This window comes from Mesorhizobium sp. B2-4-19, assembly GCF_006441315.1.
In the GTDB taxonomy this organism is placed as follows: domain Bacteria; phylum Pseudomonadota; class Alphaproteobacteria; order Rhizobiales; family Rhizobiaceae; genus Mesorhizobium.
Window position 1 is genome coordinate 189973 of sequence record NZ_VFUV01000010.1, and the last position, 13694, is coordinate 203666.

A 13694-nucleotide genomic window follows, 5' to 3' on the forward strand; every position below is an offset into this window, starting at 1 on the left:
GCTCAAATTTGCCGCCGTCTTTCGCCGAGTCGCGGCGCCGAACCCTTTGGAGAAAAACATGGCCGACGATATCACCGAGACCAGCCAGACTGTTGCCGCCGGCCAGCTGCGTGCCTTCATCGAGCGCATCGAGCGGCTCGAGGAAGAGAAGAAGACGATCGCCGACGACATCAAGGAAGTCTTCGCCGAGGCCAAGGGCACCGGCTTCGACACCAAGGCGATGCGCACCATCATCCGCCTGCGCAAGAAGGACCAGGCCGAGCGCCAGGAAGAGGATGCCATCCTCGATCTGTACATGGCCGCGCTCGGCATGGTGTAAGACTAACCGCCCGGCGCCTGATGCGGTTGCCGTGGATACGTTTGAACCATGAGCGAATTCGACTACGGCGGACGCCGCGCCTCTGAATTCCGCCATCGCGGCTTCTGGTCGCTGTTCGCCGAGCGGCATCCGGAAGAAAGGACCCGGCTGGCGCGCCGCGGGCCCTGGTTCTGGCAGCGCGGGCTGCCTGACTTCGCCCTGGTCATTTCCATGTATGTCGCGCCGGCGCAGAACCATGTCGGCGTCTTCTTCGGCCGCAACGAGAAGTTCGGCGCCACGCAAAGCTGGTCGCGGTTGAAGCCGTTCCAACCGGCGATCGAAGAAAGGCTTAAACTCAGGCCGGAGCAGAGTTGCGAGGGCCTCGGCATCAACTCGATGTGGCGGGTCAACTGCTTTGCCGAGGACAACTGGCCTGCGATGTCCGACTGGCTAGTTACGGAATGCTCGCGCGTCGAGCGCGCCGTCGTCGAGGTGCTGGGGGACGAAGGCCGGCCGCAAACCTGACGACTCCGCTCGCGCGTTGTCGACCAGCTTCAGTTTGGCCACTCATCGTGGCCAATTTCGTCCAGATGCTGCTGCAGAGCCAGTCGATCCAGCGATCCTATCGGCAGGTTTACGAACAGCGCGATGCGGTTGCTCATCATGCGAAAGGCCTCGGCGAAAGCAAAATGCCGCTCCGCTTCGGTGCCTTGGGCCTTGGCCGGATCAGGCACCGCCCAAAGTGCCGTCATTGGATGGCCGGGCCACACCGGACAGCTTTCATTGGCCGTGCTGTCGCATACCGTGAAGACGAAATTCATCTCCGGTGCGCCGGGTTTGGAAAACTCGTCCCAACTTTTCGACCTGGCGAAGGACGTGTCGTAGTTCAGGTTCTCCAGCAGCTGCAGCGTACGAGGGTTGACGGTTCCCTTTGGCCGAGAGCCGGCGGAATAAGCCTTGAAGCGGCCGGCGCCGAGACGATTGAGAATGGCCTCGCCCATGATCGACCGGGCCGAGTTGGCGTTGCAGAGAAAGAGGACATTGTAGATATGGTCATCCATTGCGAACTCCTCCGTGTTTGCGCTGCAAATGACAGAATATGATGGGCGTCACAGTTGTGTGATCGTACACGCTTTGACGGCAGATTTCTGCATTGTCCGCGCCCATTTCGTGGGCGTCCTGCCGTCGATACGTAGCCGGAACCTTCAGCGCCGCACTTGAGCGAGGCTCGATTGATGAACGACTTTGATCCATCGGGCGCGGTGGCCGGGGGGATCGGCGACAAAACCGGTTTCTTCCGTTCGCGCTGGCGCGGCGGGGTATCGCTTAACCGCTTGTTCTGGCGCGACATGGTCGTCGTAGCCACCGCACTCAGCATTGCCTCATCGGTGGCGGCACTCGTCCTGCTCAGCCTGAAGCTGCCGCTCGTCCTGGTGCTGGCGGTGCATTTCGCGCCGGTGCCTTACAACATCTTCCTGACATGGGCCGTGTGGCGGACGGCCGAGAAAGTTGGCGGCGCCAAGGCTTCACTTGTCATGCTAGGGTCGGCGCTCTGGCTGATCGCGACCGTCGTCGTCTGACGCGGGCTGCCCGAATATGAAAAGGCGGCCGGAGCCGCCCTTCGCAAGATGTGTCGACCGGGCCTTGTTCAGGCGGCCGGCTCGAATTTCAGCGCCACGCCATTGATGCAGTAGCGCAGGCCGGTCGGCGGCGGGCCGTCCTCGAAGACGTGGCCGAGATGGCTGCCGCAGCGCGAGCAATGGCACTCGGTGCGGACCATGCCATAGCTGCGGTCGACAGTGGTCTCGATCGAGCCGGGCACCGGGTCGTTGAAGCTCGGCCAGCCGGTACCGCTCTCGAACTTCAGCTTGGATTCGAACAGCGGCTGGTCGCAGCCGACGCAGGAAAATGTGCCGGCGCGCTTCTCGTAGAGCAAGGCGCAGCTGCCCGGCCGCTCGGTGCCGTGATTGCGCATGACCGCATACTGCTCCGGCGTCAGCCGGGCGCGCCATTCGGCATCGGTGCGGGTGACGGGGTAGGTGTGGGTATCCATTTGATCTCCTCAGCCTTGGCGGCTCGTTCTTGGTTGCAAGCTATATTCGCCTGAAGATAGGCGTTTGTTACAGACCTGCCCAGTGCCTGGCATTCCAAAGTCGAATTCGTCCCATTGGCCTTATTTCGGGCGTCGGCGCCGCCCTCGCCGGCAGGACGGTGAGGGGCAGCGGCAACTTCCACGATTGGTGATCTCTGGAGCGATAGTCCCGTACGTCTAATGCTTTCTGGAAAGCTGCTTCGTCGCGCTTTCGAGCCCGGCCAGCGTCAGCGGGAACATGCGGCCGCCGAAAATGTCGCGGATCATGGCGATCGAATGGGTGTAACCCCAGTTCTTTTCGCTCTCGGGGTTGAGCCATACCGCGTTCGGCCATTGCTGCAGCAAGCGGCCGAGCCAGACGCCGCCGGCCTCCGGGTTCCAATGCTCGACCGAGCCGCCAGGGTGGGCGATCTCGTAAGGGCTCATCGAGGCGTCGCCGACGACGATCACCTTGTAGTCCGGCCCGTATTTGTGGAGGAGGTCGAAGGTCGGGATCACCTCCGCATGGCGGCGCCGGTTGTCCTTCCACACGCCTTCGTAGAGGCAGTTGTGGAAGTAAAAATATTCGAGCTGGCGGAATTCGGCGCGGGCCGCCGAAAACAGCTCCTCGACGCTCTTGATGTGGTCGTCCATCGAGCCGCCGACATCGAAGAACATCAAAAGCTTCACCGCGTTGCGCCGCTCGGGCCGCGTCTGCACGTCGAGATAGCCATGCTCGGCGGTGGCGTGGATGGTGCCGGGCAGGTCGAATTCTTCCTCGGCGCCCTCGCGCACCCAGCGGCGCAGGCGTTTCAGCGCGATCTTGATGTTGCGAGTGCCGAGCTCGACGGCATCGTCGAAATTGCGGAACTCGCGCTTGTCCCAGACCTTCACCGCGCGGCGGTTGCGGCTTTCGTGCTGGCCGATGCGCACGCCTTCGGGATTGTAGCCATAGGCGCCGAAGGGCGAGGTGCCGCCGGTGCCGATCCATTTCGAGCCGCCTTGGTGGCGGCCTTTTTGCTCCTCGAGCCTTTGCTTCAGGGTCTCCATCAGCTTTTCGAAGCCGCCGAGCGCCTCGACCAGCTTTTTCTCCTCCTCGGTCAGGTGCTTTTCGGCAAGCCGGCGCAGCCATTCCTCGGGAATGTTGGCGACATCGACCGCATCCGGTCCGCCCAGCACTTCAATGCCCTTGAAGACATGCGAGAACACCTGGTCGAAGCGGTCGATGTGGCGCTCGTCCTTCACCAAGGCGGCGCGGGCCAGGTAATAAAAACCCTCGACGTCATAGTCGACCAGCCCGGCTTCCAGCCCTTCCAGCAGCGACAGATATTCCCTGAGCGAGACGGGAACGCGTGCAGCCTTCAGTTCGAGGAAGAAGGGGATGAACATTTTCTATCTATAGCAGATCATACTCGATGAACCCCGTGCGGCGCGCCGCGTGATCGTAGAGCTTGCGCGCCGTGGTGTTGGTCTCGTGCGTCATCCAGTAGACGTTCTTGACGCCGATCTTTGCCGCTTCCTGCTTTACGGCATTGATCAGCGCGGCACCGATGCCCTTGCCGCGCACGTCCGGGTCGGCGAACAAATCCTGCAGATAGCAATTGTTTTTCTCGGACCAGCCCGAGCGATGGTAGAGATAGTGGGTGAGGCCGACGGCCTTGCCGTCGAGCGTTGCGATAAAACCCTTGGGCTCGAATTCGCCTGCCGTGAACAGCCGCTTCCAGGTGACGGCATAGACCTCTTCCGGCAGCCTGGTTTCATAGAAGGTCAGGTAGTCGGTCCACAGGCGCTTCCAGTCGGCGTGGTCGGACCGTGCGAGCGGGCGGACAATAATCTCGGACATTTCATCTCCTCCGAAAGGTTGCGGCCGAAACTGCCTTCCCGTCCGGCCGGCGGCAACGGTCCACGGAAGGGAAAGCGCTATTGCTGCGACCCTATTGCTGCCTTCTGGCCATGAAAGCCAGCCGCTCGAACAGATGCACGTCCTGTTCGTTCTTCAGCAGCGCGCCATGCAGCTTGGGCAATGCGTTCTTCGGGTCGGCGCGCAAATCCTCGGGCGCGACGTCGTCGGCGACCAGCAGGCGGATCCAGTCGAGCGCCTCGGAGGTCGACGGCTTCTTCTTCAGGCCCGGTACCTCGCGGATCTCGTAGAACTGGGTAAGGGCCGCCCGCACCAGATTCTGCTTGATGCCGGGATAATGGACGTCGACGATCCTGTGCAGGGTGTCGACGTCGGGAAAGCGGATGTAGTGGAAGAAGCAGCGGCGCAGGAAGGCGTCCGGCAATTCCTTCTCATTGTTGGAGGTGATGATGACGATCGGGCGGACGGCGGCGCGGATGGTCTCGCCGGTCTCATAGACGAAGAACTCCATCCGATCGAGTTCCTGCAGCAGGTCGTTGGGGAACTCGATGTCGGCCTTGTCGATCTCGTCGATGAGGAGCACGACCTTCTTGCCCGCAGCGAACGCCTCCCAGAGCTTGCCGCGCTTGATGTAGTTCTTGATGTCGTTGAACCTGGCATCGCCGAGCTGGCTGTCACGCAGACGCGACACGGCATCATACTCGTAAAGGCCTTGCTGGGCCCGCGTCGTCGATTTGACGTGCCATTCGATGAGATCGAGGCCAAGTGCCGCCGCCACCTGGCGGGCAAGCTCGGTCTTGCCGGTGCCGGGCTCGCCCTTGACCAGCAGGGGGCGCTCCAGCGCGATCGCCGCGTTGACGGCTACCATCAGATCCTTGTCGGCGACATAGGCCGCCGTGCCTTCGAAACGCATTGTTGCTCCTTGGTTCACCGCGTGACCGTAAGGACGCCGCCCGGCCTGTGCAAGGGTGCCGCTCGGATGGCGAATAAAGCCGCCGAGACCGCCTGTGTCACTGGCGCTTGACCGATGAGCGGCCTATATTGCGGAGGACGGTCTGTGCTTCCCGGCAGGAGAACATTTTCCCCGGGGCCTTAACGATCCTTAGGGAGCTGTCCCTGGGAAGACCCGTGGGTTTTCTCACACGGCGCCCACCTACTTTGTAGGTTCCCGGGATCGCTCTCTCCACCGGTTGTGTGGATCGTCGCTTCTTGTTGCGCATCCATGCATTGCGGTGGATGATGCGGTGGAAAACGTCGCTCCCAAAACGTCATCCCGATCCGGCCTTTTCTATCGTCCTCGCATGACATCTCTCAAAGACCTGAAAAAACAGCTGCGGCTCCAGGCGCTTGGACGCCGCGACGCGCTCGATGAGTTCTGGCGGGTGGAGGTGGCGCTCGAAATGGCCGAGACGGCGCGAGATCATCTCGCCATCGAGCCCGGCCAGATCGTCTCCGGCTTCTGGCCGATGCGTTCGGAAGTCGATGTCAGGCCCTTGATGTTCGCCTTGCGCGAAAAGGGCGCCAGGCTTTGCCTGCCCGCCATTCTCGACAAGACCACGATCGTCTTTCGCGAACTGGTGCGCGGCGCGCCGATGGTCGACATGGGCTTCGGCACGATCGGACCCCATGAAGAGGCCGAGGTGCTTGATCCCGAGGTGATGCTGGTACCGCTCGCCGCCTTCGACGCGCGCGGCCACCGCATCGGCTATGGCGCCGGCTATTACGACCGTGCGATCGCGAAGCTCGTCGACAAGGGGCATTCACCCCGGCTGATCGGCATCGCCTTCGACTGCCAGGAGGTGGCGCAGGTTCCGGACGAGAACCATGACGTGATCATCCCGGAAATACTGACCGAGAGCGGGTTGCGCCGCTTCACGCCAAAATTGTAGATAATGGAGGCATGATCTTTTCGCGGATGTCATGCAGCTCTTGCTTTGCTGACTCTCGGTGCGGGATCATATGAGACTTCTCTTCCTCGGTGACATGGTCGGAAAAACGGGACGCACGGCGGTGTGGGAACAACTGCCCGGCCTGATCTCGGACTTCAAACTCGACTTCGTCATCGTCAACGGCGAGAATGCCGCCGGCGGCTTCGGCATCACCGAAGAGATCTTTCGCGAGACCATCGCTGCCGGCGCCGATGTCGTCACCACCGGCAACCATGTCTGGGACCAGCGCGATGCGCTGGCCTTCGCGCCGCGCGAAGAGCGCTTCCTGCGTCCGTCCAATTTTCCCAAGGGCACGCCCGGGCGCGGCTCCGGCGTCTACATCGCCAGGAGCGGCGCGCGCGTGCTGGTCACCAACATCATGGGCCGGGTGTTCATGCATCCCGAGCTCGACGATCCGTTCCAGGCCGGCGAACGCGAGCTTGCCGCCTGCCCGCTCGGCGAGCAGGCGGATGCGGTGGTGATCGACTTCCACGCCGAGGCGACCTCGGAGAAGATGTGCTTTGCGCATTTCGTCGACGGCCGCGCCAGCCTTGTCGTCGGCACCCATACCCACCAGCCGACCGCGGACCACCAGATCCTCAATGGCGGCACCGGCTATCTGTCGGATGCCGGCATGTGCGGCGACTATGATTCCTCGCTCGGCATGGACAAGGAAGAACCGCTCAACCGGTTCCTGTCGAAAGTGCCGAAGGGGCGCTTCGAGGCGGCGACCGGCCCGGCGACCCTGTGCGGGGTCGGTGTCAATATTTCCGATCGTACCGGGCTGACCGAGAAGATCGCGCCGTTTCGTCGCGGGCCGCGACTGGAAGAAACGGCTCCGTCCTTCTGGTCGTGACATTGATATAGGCGCGCGCAGTACCTAACTGCCGACGACATCTGCTTCAGATCGTTAAAAGAGGGGACAACGACCTCCATGCAGCTCGTCGAATTTCTTGCGCCGCATTTTCAATTCGTTTCCGATCCAACCGCATGGATTGCCTTGCTGACGCTGGTGGTGCTCGAGATCGTGCTCGGCATCGACAATCTGATCTTCATCTCGATCCTGACCAACAAGCTGCCGGAAGCGCAGCGGGCCCGCGCCCGCCGGCTCGGCATTTCGGCGGCGCTGGTCATGCGGCTGGTGCTGCTGGCCACCATCTCGATCATCGTCCAGCTGACGACGCCGGTCTTCACCGCCCTCGGCCACGGCTTCTCCTGGCGCGACCTGATACTGATCGCTGGCGGCCTGTTCCTGGTGTGGAAGGCGACCAAGGAGATCCATCACACCGTCGATCCCGACGACCACAAGGACACGATGATGGGCGAGACGCTCAAGATCTCGCTTGCCGGCGCGATCTTCCAGATCCTGCTGCTCGACCTGGTCTTTTCGATCGATTCCATCATCACCGCCGTCGGCATGACCGACGAGATCGCCATCATGTACATCGCCGTGATCGTGGCCGTCAGCGTGATGATGCTGGCGGCGGGTCCGCTGGCCAACTTCATCGCCAAGAACCCCAGCATCGTCATGCTGGCCCTGGGCTTCCTGTTGATGATCGGCATGACGCTGATCGCCGACGGCATGGGTTACCATGTGCCCAAGGGCTACATCTACGCGGCGATGGGCTTCTCGGCCCTGGTCGAGGGGCTGAACATGCTGGCGCGGCGGCGCAAGAATGCGAAGTCCGGCGACGGGCATTGAGTATCGGGTGCTGGGGCATCTAACGCCCCGGCGCACCCTCCGGGTGGCGGTCGCCGATCAGGCTAAGCGTCAGGCCTTGTTCCAGCCAGGCCTTGGCACCGGCCAGCACGAGCGTGAAGCCACCGGTCGAGCCGATCGCTTCCTTGACCTGTTCGTCGGGCGTGCCGGCGAAACCGAAGTTGCGGACCTCGAGAAAGGTCGCATCGCCAGGCATTTCGGTGAAGGTCCAGACCACCGTTGTCGGCGGATCGCTCCATTGCATGACGATCCTTTCATTCCTGACGATCTCGCTGACCTTGGCGGTCGTCGAGACGCCGTACATGCGCCACTCCCAGCGGACCTCCTTGCCGCTGTCCAGTCGGCCGCTGCCATGGGTGAACCAGAATTTGGTGGTGATAGCCGGGTCGACGATGGCCTCGAACACCTCGGCGACGGGCCGTCGGATCAGCATGCCGGCTACGGCTGTTGGGGTTTCATGGATCTCCATGGCGGTCTCCTTTCTGGTTGTGGCGCTCACCAGGCGCCGGGCTCGCGCAGCATGTGGACGATGCTGGCCGGGTTGGTGATCCAGCCGCCGCGAAAGCCTTCGCCCAAGGGTTCGATGGCATCGCAACGCACGATGCCGGCCTCGGCGAGGTGTGCGGCAGCGGTGGAAAAATCTTCGGTGAACAGTTCCAGCCAGACCTCGGCCTGGCTCAACATCGGCGCCTCGTCGATCCACAGGCGGTTGGGCCCGAGCTCGAAGCCGACCGCCGGCGCCTTGGCGGTGAACGGCTTCAGGCCGACGATGTCGCGGTAGAAGGCGATCGTCGCTTCATACTGATGCGGCGGCACCTTCATGGCGATGTTGATGCCGCCGGTGATTTTCGTCGTCATTGCTGTCTCCATTGCGCTGCGCTTGGGTCGGCCATGTTCGGTCAGGCCAGGTTGACCTGCCAGGAGACACCAAACCTGTCGTTCAACCAGGCGAAGCGGCGGCTGAAACCGTAATTGTCGGGTGGCATCAGGAACCCGCCCTCCTTCGCCAGTGCGTCGACAATGCGGTCCAGTTCCTCCGAGGAAGAACAGTCGACATAGAACGAGACCGACGGCGTGAAGCCGAAGGCGTGGTGTACGGGGCTGTTGAAGACCATGACGTCCCGGCCGGCGATGGAAGCGCGCGCCAGCTTCAGCGTCCCTTCAGGGCCATCCTCACCGGCACCATAGCGCGTGATGTCGAGGATGCTGCTGCCGGGAATGGTGTCGCAATAAAGGGCCATCGCCTCCTCGGCCTTGCCCTCGAACATCAGGAACGGCGTTACTGTCGTCATCGCTGGCCTCCGTTTGCCTGCTCAAACATTGGCCTCGTTGGCGGGCTCGCCCTTCATCTCGCTGCGGTAGTAGCCGTCGCGCAGATTGATGCCGTATTCGACATAGGCCTTCATGCAGGCCAGCATCTGCGACCAGCCCTCGCAGTTCAGGTAGGATTTCTTCAGGCCGACCGCGCCTTCCTGCCAGCCGCTTTCGGCGATGGTGACGAGGGTGCCGCCATCGTCCAGAGGTTCGAAATTCATCTCGATGCGGGTCTTGTAGGCCGGCTTGCCGTCGGCGTCGGTGGCGTCCCAGCGCAGCAGGATACGGCTGTCCTTGACCACCTCGTCGACCTCGACAGGCACCTTGCCCCACCAGACGACGCTTGTACCGGTCTGCAGCGGTGCGCTGGCGCCGCCGATGGTGGTGAAATAGCCGCTCAGCTTCTTGGGGTTGACGACGGCGTCGAAAACTTCGGCGGCCGGTTTGCCGATGCGGCCGGAAACGCGGAACCCAAGAGACATATCCACAGCTCCATCCTTGAAAGGCCCAACAATATGTTATATAAACATAACATGTCAAGTCGATCGCAAGATGACAATGTTTTCAAGGCACTGGCGCACCCGCGCCGGCGCGAAATGCTCGATCGGCTGAAGGACGAGCCGAAGACCACCGGCATGCTGTGCGACGCCTTTCCCGACATCGACCGCTGCACCGTCATGCTGCACCTGAAGGTGCTGGAGGAGGCCGAGCTGATCGTTGCGCGCCGCGACGGGCGCGAGCGCTGGAACCATCTCAACGCACTGCCGATCAAGCAGATCCACGACCGCTGGATCAGCCAGTATGCCGGCCATGCGCTCAGCATCATCGACCGGCTGAAGTCCGATCTGGAGGCGTAAGCGTTTGCAGCAGCCTATCCGGTTGCGTCATGCGCGCGGTGCGGCTGGACGAATTGAGCCGATTTATCTATAAGCCGGCCATTCCGACAAAGAGCGCTGTACGTCCTCTGGACGCATCAAGGACGTTCTGAAATTTTGAATTCGAGCATTTTGCAAAAGGCGAGGTAATGCATCTCGCTGCAGAACGCTCTAGCCGAACACGACAGGGGTGCCATGGCTGGCCATTCACAGTTCAAGAACATCATGCACCGCAAGGGCCGTCAGGACGCGGTGCGGTCGAAAATGTTTTCCAAGCTGGCGCGCGAAATCACCGTGGCCGCCAAGAGCGGCACGCCCGACCCATCGATGAATCCACGCCTGCGGTTGGCGATCCAGAACGCCAAGGCGGTGTCGATGCCGAAGGACAACATCCAGCGCGCCATCAACAAGGCGTCGATGGGCGATGCCGAAAACTACGAGGCCGTGCGCTATGAGGGCTATGGCCCAGGCGGCGTCGCCGTCATCGTCGAGGCGTTGACCGACAACCGCAATCGCTCGGCGTCGAATGTGCGCGCCGCCTTCACCAAGGCCGGCGGCGCGATGGGCGAAACCGGCTCGGTGTCCTTCATGTGGGACCGTGTCGGCGAGATCTATTATCCGGCATCGGCCGGCAGCGCCGACAAGGTCATGGAAGCGGCGATCGAAGCCGGCGCCGACGACGTCGAAACCGACGAGGAAGGCCACACGATCTATTGCGCCTTCGAGAATCTCGGGGAGGTGTCGAAGGCACTGGAAGCCTCGCTCGGCGAAGCGGAATCGGTGAAGCTGATCTGGCGGCCGCAGAACAATGTTCCGGTCGACGAGGAGCGGGCACAGTCGCTGATGAAGCTGGTCGCCACGCTCGAGGACGACGATGACGTGCAAAGCGTCTACGCCAACTTCGAGGTCGACGACGAGACGATGGCCAAGCTCAGCGCGGCGTGATGAGCGAGACGCCGCTGCCCGCCATCCGCATCACCTATTGCACGCAGTGCCAGTGGCTGCTGCGCGCCGGCTGGATGGCGCAGGAGCTGCTCTCCACTTTCGCCACCGATCTCGGCGAAGTGGCGCTTGTGCCCGGCACCGGCGGCATCTTCACCATTTCCTGCAACGACGTGCTCATCTGGGACCGCAAGCGCGACGGCGGCTTTCCGGACGCGGCAAAACTCAAGCAGCTGGTGCGCGACGTGATCGATCCGGACCGCGACCTGGGCCATGCCGACCGCAAAACGCACAAGAAGACAGACCCCGCCTGAGGCGCGGTCTTTTGCATTCGCGGGCTGCTGTCTTCAGATCAAAGCCATGATGAAGCAGGCCATTGCCACGATGGCGGTGACGGTGCGGACGTGGTTCCACATTACCCACTGGCTCAGATGGTTCGCCCATACGGCGGCGCCGTTGGCGCTCGCAGGATCGACGGCGGCGAGTGCGTCGTTGAGCGGCACGTTGAAGATCATGGTCACGATCGGATTGCCGATGAAATAGATCACGGCGCCGGCAAGCAGCCAGTATGAGCCTGATTGGCTCCAGCCCAGAAGAACGGCGCCAATCAGCACCAGACAGAGCAGGCCGGTGCCGAAAAGCGCCGTCATGAAAGTCGGCGTGATCACCGTGATGTTGATCGCATTCATCGCGGCGATGCCTTGCGGGACGGGCAGCCGGGCAAGGGCCGCCATGACGAAGTTGGAAAAGGCGAAGAAGACGCCGCCGACGACGCCCGAGCCGATTGCGGCGATGATGGTGAGGGCGGGAACAAGCGTGCTCATCTCAGTTACTCCAGATTCGGCTAGCGGCGGTTTCGGTTGCGTAGGCGGAGAAGTCTTTCGGTGCACGGCCGAGCACGCGCTGGACGCCGTCAGTGAGCGACTCGTTGCGGCCGTCGAGCACCTGGGTGAACAACTCATCGAGCAGCCAGACGATCTCGGGCGGCAGTTCATGCGCCGCGACGGCGGTCGTGAACTCGTCATGCGAAATTCTGACAAAGCGGATGTCGCGCCCAACCGCCTTGGCAATTTCGGCGACCGCGTCGGCGAAGCTCAACAGCCGCGGCCCCGTCAGCTCATAGAGCTGGCCGACATGACCGGGCCCGGTCAGCACCGCTTCGGCGGCGTCAGCGATGTCGTCGGCATCGACGAAGGGTTCGCCGACAGGTCCGACCGGCAGGGCAACTTCGCCGGCCAACAGTGGCTCGACGAGAAAGCCTTCGCTGAAATTCTGCGAGAACCATGCGCAGCGCAGGATCGTCCAGTCGGCCCCGGAAGCCTTCAGCATCTCTTCGGCGCGCTGCGCCTCGTGCTCGCCGCGGCCCGACAACAGCACCAGCCGGCGAACGCCATGCTCCACGGCAAGGCGGGTGAAGGCATAGATCACCTCGGCGGCGCCCGGCACGGCGATGTCGGGATAGTAGCTGGTGTAGACCGCGCTGACGTCCTCGAGTGCGTGAGCCCAGCTTGCGGGAGCCTCCCAGTCGAAGCGCGGCGTGCCGGAACGCGAGCCGATCCGTACCGGAATGCCGCGCGCCGTCAGCCGCTGGGCAAGACGGCGGCCGGTCTTGCCGGTGCCGCCGAGGATCAGAATTGGTTTGGTGTCGGTCATGGTGGTCTTCCTCCGTTTAAAACATGAGTAATCCTCACATTTGCAAAACGTGATAAACCCTCGTATTTTGTGAGTCAAGCCATTTTCTCGGCGATTGTGCCGAATGCATTGTTGGAGACAGTCCATGGAAGGCACACCGGCCAACGAGCAGGTCGCTTCACCACGGCGGGCCCCAAGCCAGCAGCGCAGCCGCGAGCGGGTGGAGCGCATGCTGGCCGCGGCCTCGGCCCTGATCACCGAGCAAGGCAGCGACGCCATGCGCATGGGTGAGGTCGCGGAACGGGCAGGGGTGTCGATCGGCTCGCTCTACCAGTTCTTCCCCGACAAGCGGGCGATCATCTGGGCACTGGCCGAGCGCTACACGGCCGAAAGCCAGGCCTGTATCTCGGCGGCGCTGAAGGATGTCAGCGGCGCCGAAGGCCTGCGGCAGGCTTTCTCGGAGCTGGTCGATATTTACTACGCGCTGTTCCTGGCCGAGCCGGTGATGCGCGACATCTGGTCGGGCACGCAGGCCGACAAGGCGCTGCGCCAGCTCGAACTCGCCGACAGCCGGGCCAATGCGGAGTTCCTGGTCGCGGTGCTGAAGCGGTTGCGGCCCGATGCCGATCCGATCGAGCTGGAGACGACTGCGTTTCTCGTCTGGCAGATGGGCGAGGCGGCGGTACGGCTGGCCATCTCGGTCGAGCGGCAGGAGGGCGACAGGCTGGTCGCCGCCTACAAGCGCATGGCGCTGCGCGAGTTGGTGGGCGATTAAAGGGTTAGGTGTCCCAATACGCCTTCAGCATCTCCTCAACGCGCTCAGGGCTGGTCTTGCATCGTAGACGACCTTGTAGCCGCCCCGGAGATCGGACCATCGCTCGTCATTGATATCTATCACCGGCGTCCCCCCTAAGGTCAGCTCAGACTCCCATCGGCAGGACGTCATCGTAACAAAAAACCCGCCACAAGGGCGGGTTCAGACTGCTGACAAACCCCGTCAATTTTGGCGGGGTTTTGTTTTTATGGTTTGAATGGGCTCGTTATTTCGGTGTC

21 protein-coding genes and 1 other RNA gene are annotated in these 13694 nt (G+C 62.5%); 11 read left to right on the forward strand and 11 right to left on the reverse strand.

Features of this window, described 5'->3' with window-relative positions:
- Positions 1 to 58 precede the first annotated feature (58 nt).
- Together FJ546_RS18840 and FJ546_RS18845 are read left to right on the forward strand one after the other, a co-directional pair.
- A complete protein-coding gene (locus FJ546_RS18840; RefSeq protein WP_095772329.1) occupies positions 59 to 319 on the forward strand; it encodes a DUF2312 domain-containing protein in 261 nt (86 codons plus the stop codon).
- 48 nt (positions 320 to 367) lie between these two features.
- A complete protein-coding gene (locus FJ546_RS18845; protein ID WP_140890695.1) occupies positions 368 to 823 on the forward strand; it encodes a hypothetical protein in 456 nt (151 codons plus the stop codon).
- Between the two features lie 29 nt (positions 824 to 852).
- Here the strand turns inward: FJ546_RS18845 and FJ546_RS18850 are convergent, their stop codons facing one another.
- Positions 853 to 1359, reverse strand: coding sequence for an arsenate reductase ArsC (locus FJ546_RS18850; RefSeq protein ID WP_140890696.1), 507 nt, complete (start codon positions 1357 to 1359; stop codon positions 853 to 855).
- Positions 1360 to 1533: 174 nt separating this feature from the next.
- Here FJ546_RS18850 and FJ546_RS18855 point away from each other — a divergent pair, with 174 nt between their 5' ends.
- Entirely contained in the window at positions 1534 to 1878 is a 345-nt protein-coding gene (locus FJ546_RS18855) for a hypothetical protein (RefSeq protein WP_140890697.1), read from the forward strand.
- A 68-nt stretch (positions 1879 to 1946) separates the two neighbouring features.
- On the opposite strand, the gene msrB is transcribed toward FJ546_RS18855, so the two are convergent.
- From msrB to FJ546_RS18875, 4 genes are all read right to left on the reverse strand, one after another.
- Complete coding sequence (msrB, locus tag FJ546_RS18860; protein ID WP_140890698.1) at positions 1947 to 2351, reverse strand: peptide-methionine (R)-S-oxide reductase MsrB; 405 nt, start codon at positions 2349 to 2351, stop codon at positions 1947 to 1949.
- Between the two features lie 216 nt (positions 2352 to 2567).
- Positions 2568 to 3758 (reverse strand): VWA domain-containing protein, encoded by a 1191-nt coding sequence (locus tag FJ546_RS18865; RefSeq protein ID WP_140890699.1) that lies wholly within the window; start codon positions 3756 to 3758, stop codon positions 2568 to 2570.
- Between the two features lie 7 nt (positions 3759 to 3765).
- Entirely contained in the window at positions 3766 to 4212 is a 447-nt protein-coding gene (locus FJ546_RS18870; RefSeq protein WP_140890700.1) for a GNAT family N-acetyltransferase, read from the reverse strand.
- A 91-nt stretch (positions 4213 to 4303) separates the two neighbouring features.
- Entirely contained in the window at positions 4304 to 5143 is an 840-nt protein-coding gene (locus FJ546_RS18875) for a MoxR family ATPase (protein WP_140890701.1), read from the reverse strand.
- A gap of 136 nt (positions 5144 to 5279) precedes the next feature.
- On the opposite strand from FJ546_RS18875, the gene ssrS reads away from it, so the two are divergent.
- The 4 genes from ssrS to FJ546_RS18895 all read left to right on the forward strand — a co-directional run bounded on the left by ssrS (position 5280) and on the right by FJ546_RS18895 (position 7860).
- Positions 5280 to 5435, forward strand: a non-coding RNA gene (ssrS, locus tag FJ546_RS18880) — 6S RNA.
- A gap of 96 nt (positions 5436 to 5531) precedes the next feature.
- Positions 5532 to 6119 (forward strand): 5-formyltetrahydrofolate cyclo-ligase, encoded by a 588-nt coding sequence (locus tag FJ546_RS18885; RefSeq protein WP_140890702.1) that lies wholly within the window; start codon positions 5532 to 5534, stop codon positions 6117 to 6119.
- A 70-nt stretch (positions 6120 to 6189) separates the two neighbouring features.
- Positions 6190 to 7014 (forward strand): YmdB family metallophosphoesterase, encoded by an 825-nt coding sequence (locus FJ546_RS18890; protein ID WP_010912071.1) that lies wholly within the window; start codon positions 6190 to 6192, stop codon positions 7012 to 7014.
- Positions 7015 to 7092: 78 nt separating this feature from the next.
- Positions 7093 to 7860, forward strand: coding sequence for a TerC family protein (locus FJ546_RS18895; RefSeq protein ID WP_140890703.1), 768 nt, complete (start codon positions 7093 to 7095; stop codon positions 7858 to 7860).
- Between the two features lie 19 nt (positions 7861 to 7879).
- Here the strand turns inward: FJ546_RS18895 and FJ546_RS18900 are convergent, their stop codons facing one another.
- Genes FJ546_RS18900 through FJ546_RS18915 form a run of 4 tightly spaced genes read right to left on the reverse strand, consistent with a single transcriptional unit; the run spans position 7880 to position 9674 of the window.
- A complete protein-coding gene (locus tag FJ546_RS18900; RefSeq protein ID WP_140890704.1) occupies positions 7880 to 8347 on the reverse strand; it encodes an SRPBCC family protein in 468 nt (155 codons plus the stop codon).
- A 26-nt stretch (positions 8348 to 8373) separates the two neighbouring features.
- The gene (locus FJ546_RS18905) at positions 8374 to 8736 is read right to left on the reverse strand and encodes a hypothetical protein (RefSeq protein WP_140890705.1); all 363 of its coding nucleotides are present in this window, start codon (positions 8734 to 8736) and stop codon (positions 8374 to 8376) included.
- A gap of 41 nt (positions 8737 to 8777) precedes the next feature.
- Positions 8778 to 9170 carry a VOC family protein gene (locus FJ546_RS18910; protein ID WP_140890706.1) on the reverse strand — a complete coding sequence of 131 codons (393 nt, stop codon included), beginning with the start codon at positions 9168 to 9170 and terminating at the stop codon, positions 8778 to 8780.
- Positions 9171 to 9191: 21 nt separating this feature from the next.
- Complete coding sequence (locus FJ546_RS18915; protein ID WP_140890707.1) at positions 9192 to 9674, reverse strand: SRPBCC domain-containing protein; 483 nt, start codon at positions 9672 to 9674, stop codon at positions 9192 to 9194.
- Positions 9675 to 9725: 51 nt separating this feature from the next.
- Here FJ546_RS18915 and FJ546_RS18920 point away from each other — a divergent pair, with 51 nt between their 5' ends.
- From FJ546_RS18920 to FJ546_RS18930, 3 genes are all read left to right on the forward strand, one after another.
- Complete coding sequence (locus tag FJ546_RS18920) at positions 9726 to 10049, forward strand: helix-turn-helix domain-containing protein (RefSeq protein ID WP_010912067.1); 324 nt, start codon at positions 9726 to 9728, stop codon at positions 10047 to 10049.
- Positions 10050 to 10262: 213 nt separating this feature from the next.
- Positions 10263 to 11012, forward strand: coding sequence for a YebC/PmpR family DNA-binding transcriptional regulator (locus tag FJ546_RS18925; RefSeq protein ID WP_140890708.1), 750 nt, complete (start codon positions 10263 to 10265; stop codon positions 11010 to 11012).
- Complete coding sequence (locus FJ546_RS18930; RefSeq protein ID WP_140890709.1) at positions 11012 to 11323, forward strand: SelT/SelW/SelH family protein; 312 nt, start codon at positions 11012 to 11014, stop codon at positions 11321 to 11323. Before FJ546_RS18925 ends, FJ546_RS18930 begins: the two co-directional genes overlap by 1 nt.
- Before the next feature lie 33 nt (positions 11324 to 11356).
- On the opposite strand, the gene FJ546_RS18935 is transcribed toward FJ546_RS18930, so the two are convergent.
- Together FJ546_RS18935 and FJ546_RS18940 are read right to left on the reverse strand one after the other, a co-directional pair.
- A complete protein-coding gene (locus FJ546_RS18935; RefSeq protein WP_140890710.1) occupies positions 11357 to 11833 on the reverse strand; it encodes a DUF1772 domain-containing protein in 477 nt (158 codons plus the stop codon).
- A 1-nt stretch (position 11834) separates the two neighbouring features.
- The gene (locus FJ546_RS18940) at positions 11835 to 12662 is read right to left on the reverse strand and encodes an NAD(P)H-binding protein (RefSeq protein ID WP_140890711.1); all 828 of its coding nucleotides are present in this window, start codon (positions 12660 to 12662) and stop codon (positions 11835 to 11837) included.
- 124 nt (positions 12663 to 12786) lie between these two features.
- On the opposite strand from FJ546_RS18940, the gene FJ546_RS18945 reads away from it, so the two are divergent.
- On the forward strand, positions 12787 to 13416 hold the full coding sequence (locus FJ546_RS18945) for a TetR/AcrR family transcriptional regulator (RefSeq protein WP_140890712.1): 630 nt from the start codon (positions 12787 to 12789) through the stop codon (positions 13414 to 13416).
- Positions 13417 to 13694: the final 278 nt, after the last annotated feature.

Coding starts and splice junctions, on each gene's coding strand:
- FJ546_RS18840 (WP_095772329.1), top strand. CDS start 59: ATGGCCGACGATATCACCGAGACCAGCCAGACTGTTGCCGCCGGCCAG.
- FJ546_RS18845 (WP_140890695.1), top strand. CDS start 368: ATGAGCGAATTCGACTACGGCGGACGCCGCGCCTCTGAATTCCGCCAT.
- FJ546_RS18850 (WP_140890696.1), bottom strand. CDS start 1,359: ATGGATGACCATATCTACAATGTCCTCTTTCTCTGCAACGCCAACTCG.
- FJ546_RS18855 (WP_140890697.1), top strand. CDS start 1,534: ATGAACGACTTTGATCCATCGGGCGCGGTGGCCGGGGGGATCGGCGAC.
- msrB (WP_140890698.1), bottom strand. CDS start 2,351: ATGGATACCCACACCTACCCCGTCACCCGCACCGATGCCGAATGGCGC.
- FJ546_RS18865 (WP_140890699.1), bottom strand. CDS start 3,758: ATGTTCATCCCCTTCTTCCTCGAACTGAAGGCTGCACGCGTTCCCGTC.
- FJ546_RS18870 (WP_140890700.1), bottom strand. CDS start 4,212: ATGTCCGAGATTATTGTCCGCCCGCTCGCACGGTCCGACCACGCCGAC.
- FJ546_RS18875 (WP_140890701.1), bottom strand. CDS start 5,143: ATGCGTTTCGAAGGCACGGCGGCCTATGTCGCCGACAAGGATCTGATG.
- FJ546_RS18885 (WP_140890702.1), top strand. CDS start 5,532: ATGACATCTCTCAAAGACCTGAAAAAACAGCTGCGGCTCCAGGCGCTT.
- FJ546_RS18890 (WP_010912071.1), top strand. CDS start 6,190: ATGAGACTTCTCTTCCTCGGTGACATGGTCGGAAAAACGGGACGCACG.
- FJ546_RS18895 (WP_140890703.1), top strand. CDS start 7,093: ATGCAGCTCGTCGAATTTCTTGCGCCGCATTTTCAATTCGTTTCCGAT.
- FJ546_RS18900 (WP_140890704.1), bottom strand. CDS start 8,347: ATGGAGATCCATGAAACCCCAACAGCCGTAGCCGGCATGCTGATCCGA.
- FJ546_RS18905 (WP_140890705.1), bottom strand. CDS start 8,736: ATGACGACGAAAATCACCGGCGGCATCAACATCGCCATGAAGGTGCCG.
- FJ546_RS18910 (WP_140890706.1), bottom strand. CDS start 9,170: ATGACGACAGTAACGCCGTTCCTGATGTTCGAGGGCAAGGCCGAGGAG.
- FJ546_RS18915 (WP_140890707.1), bottom strand. CDS start 9,674: ATGTCTCTTGGGTTCCGCGTTTCCGGCCGCATCGGCAAACCGGCCGCC.
- FJ546_RS18920 (WP_010912067.1), top strand. CDS start 9,726: ATGTCAAGTCGATCGCAAGATGACAATGTTTTCAAGGCACTGGCGCAC.
- FJ546_RS18925 (WP_140890708.1), top strand. CDS start 10,263: ATGGCTGGCCATTCACAGTTCAAGAACATCATGCACCGCAAGGGCCGT.
- FJ546_RS18930 (WP_140890709.1), top strand. CDS start 11,012: ATGAGCGAGACGCCGCTGCCCGCCATCCGCATCACCTATTGCACGCAG.
- FJ546_RS18935 (WP_140890710.1), bottom strand. CDS start 11,833: ATGAGCACGCTTGTTCCCGCCCTCACCATCATCGCCGCAATCGGCTCG.
- FJ546_RS18940 (WP_140890711.1), bottom strand. CDS start 12,662: ATGACCGACACCAAACCAATTCTGATCCTCGGCGGCACCGGCAAGACC.
- FJ546_RS18945 (WP_140890712.1), top strand. CDS start 12,787: ATGGAAGGCACACCGGCCAACGAGCAGGTCGCTTCACCACGGCGGGCC.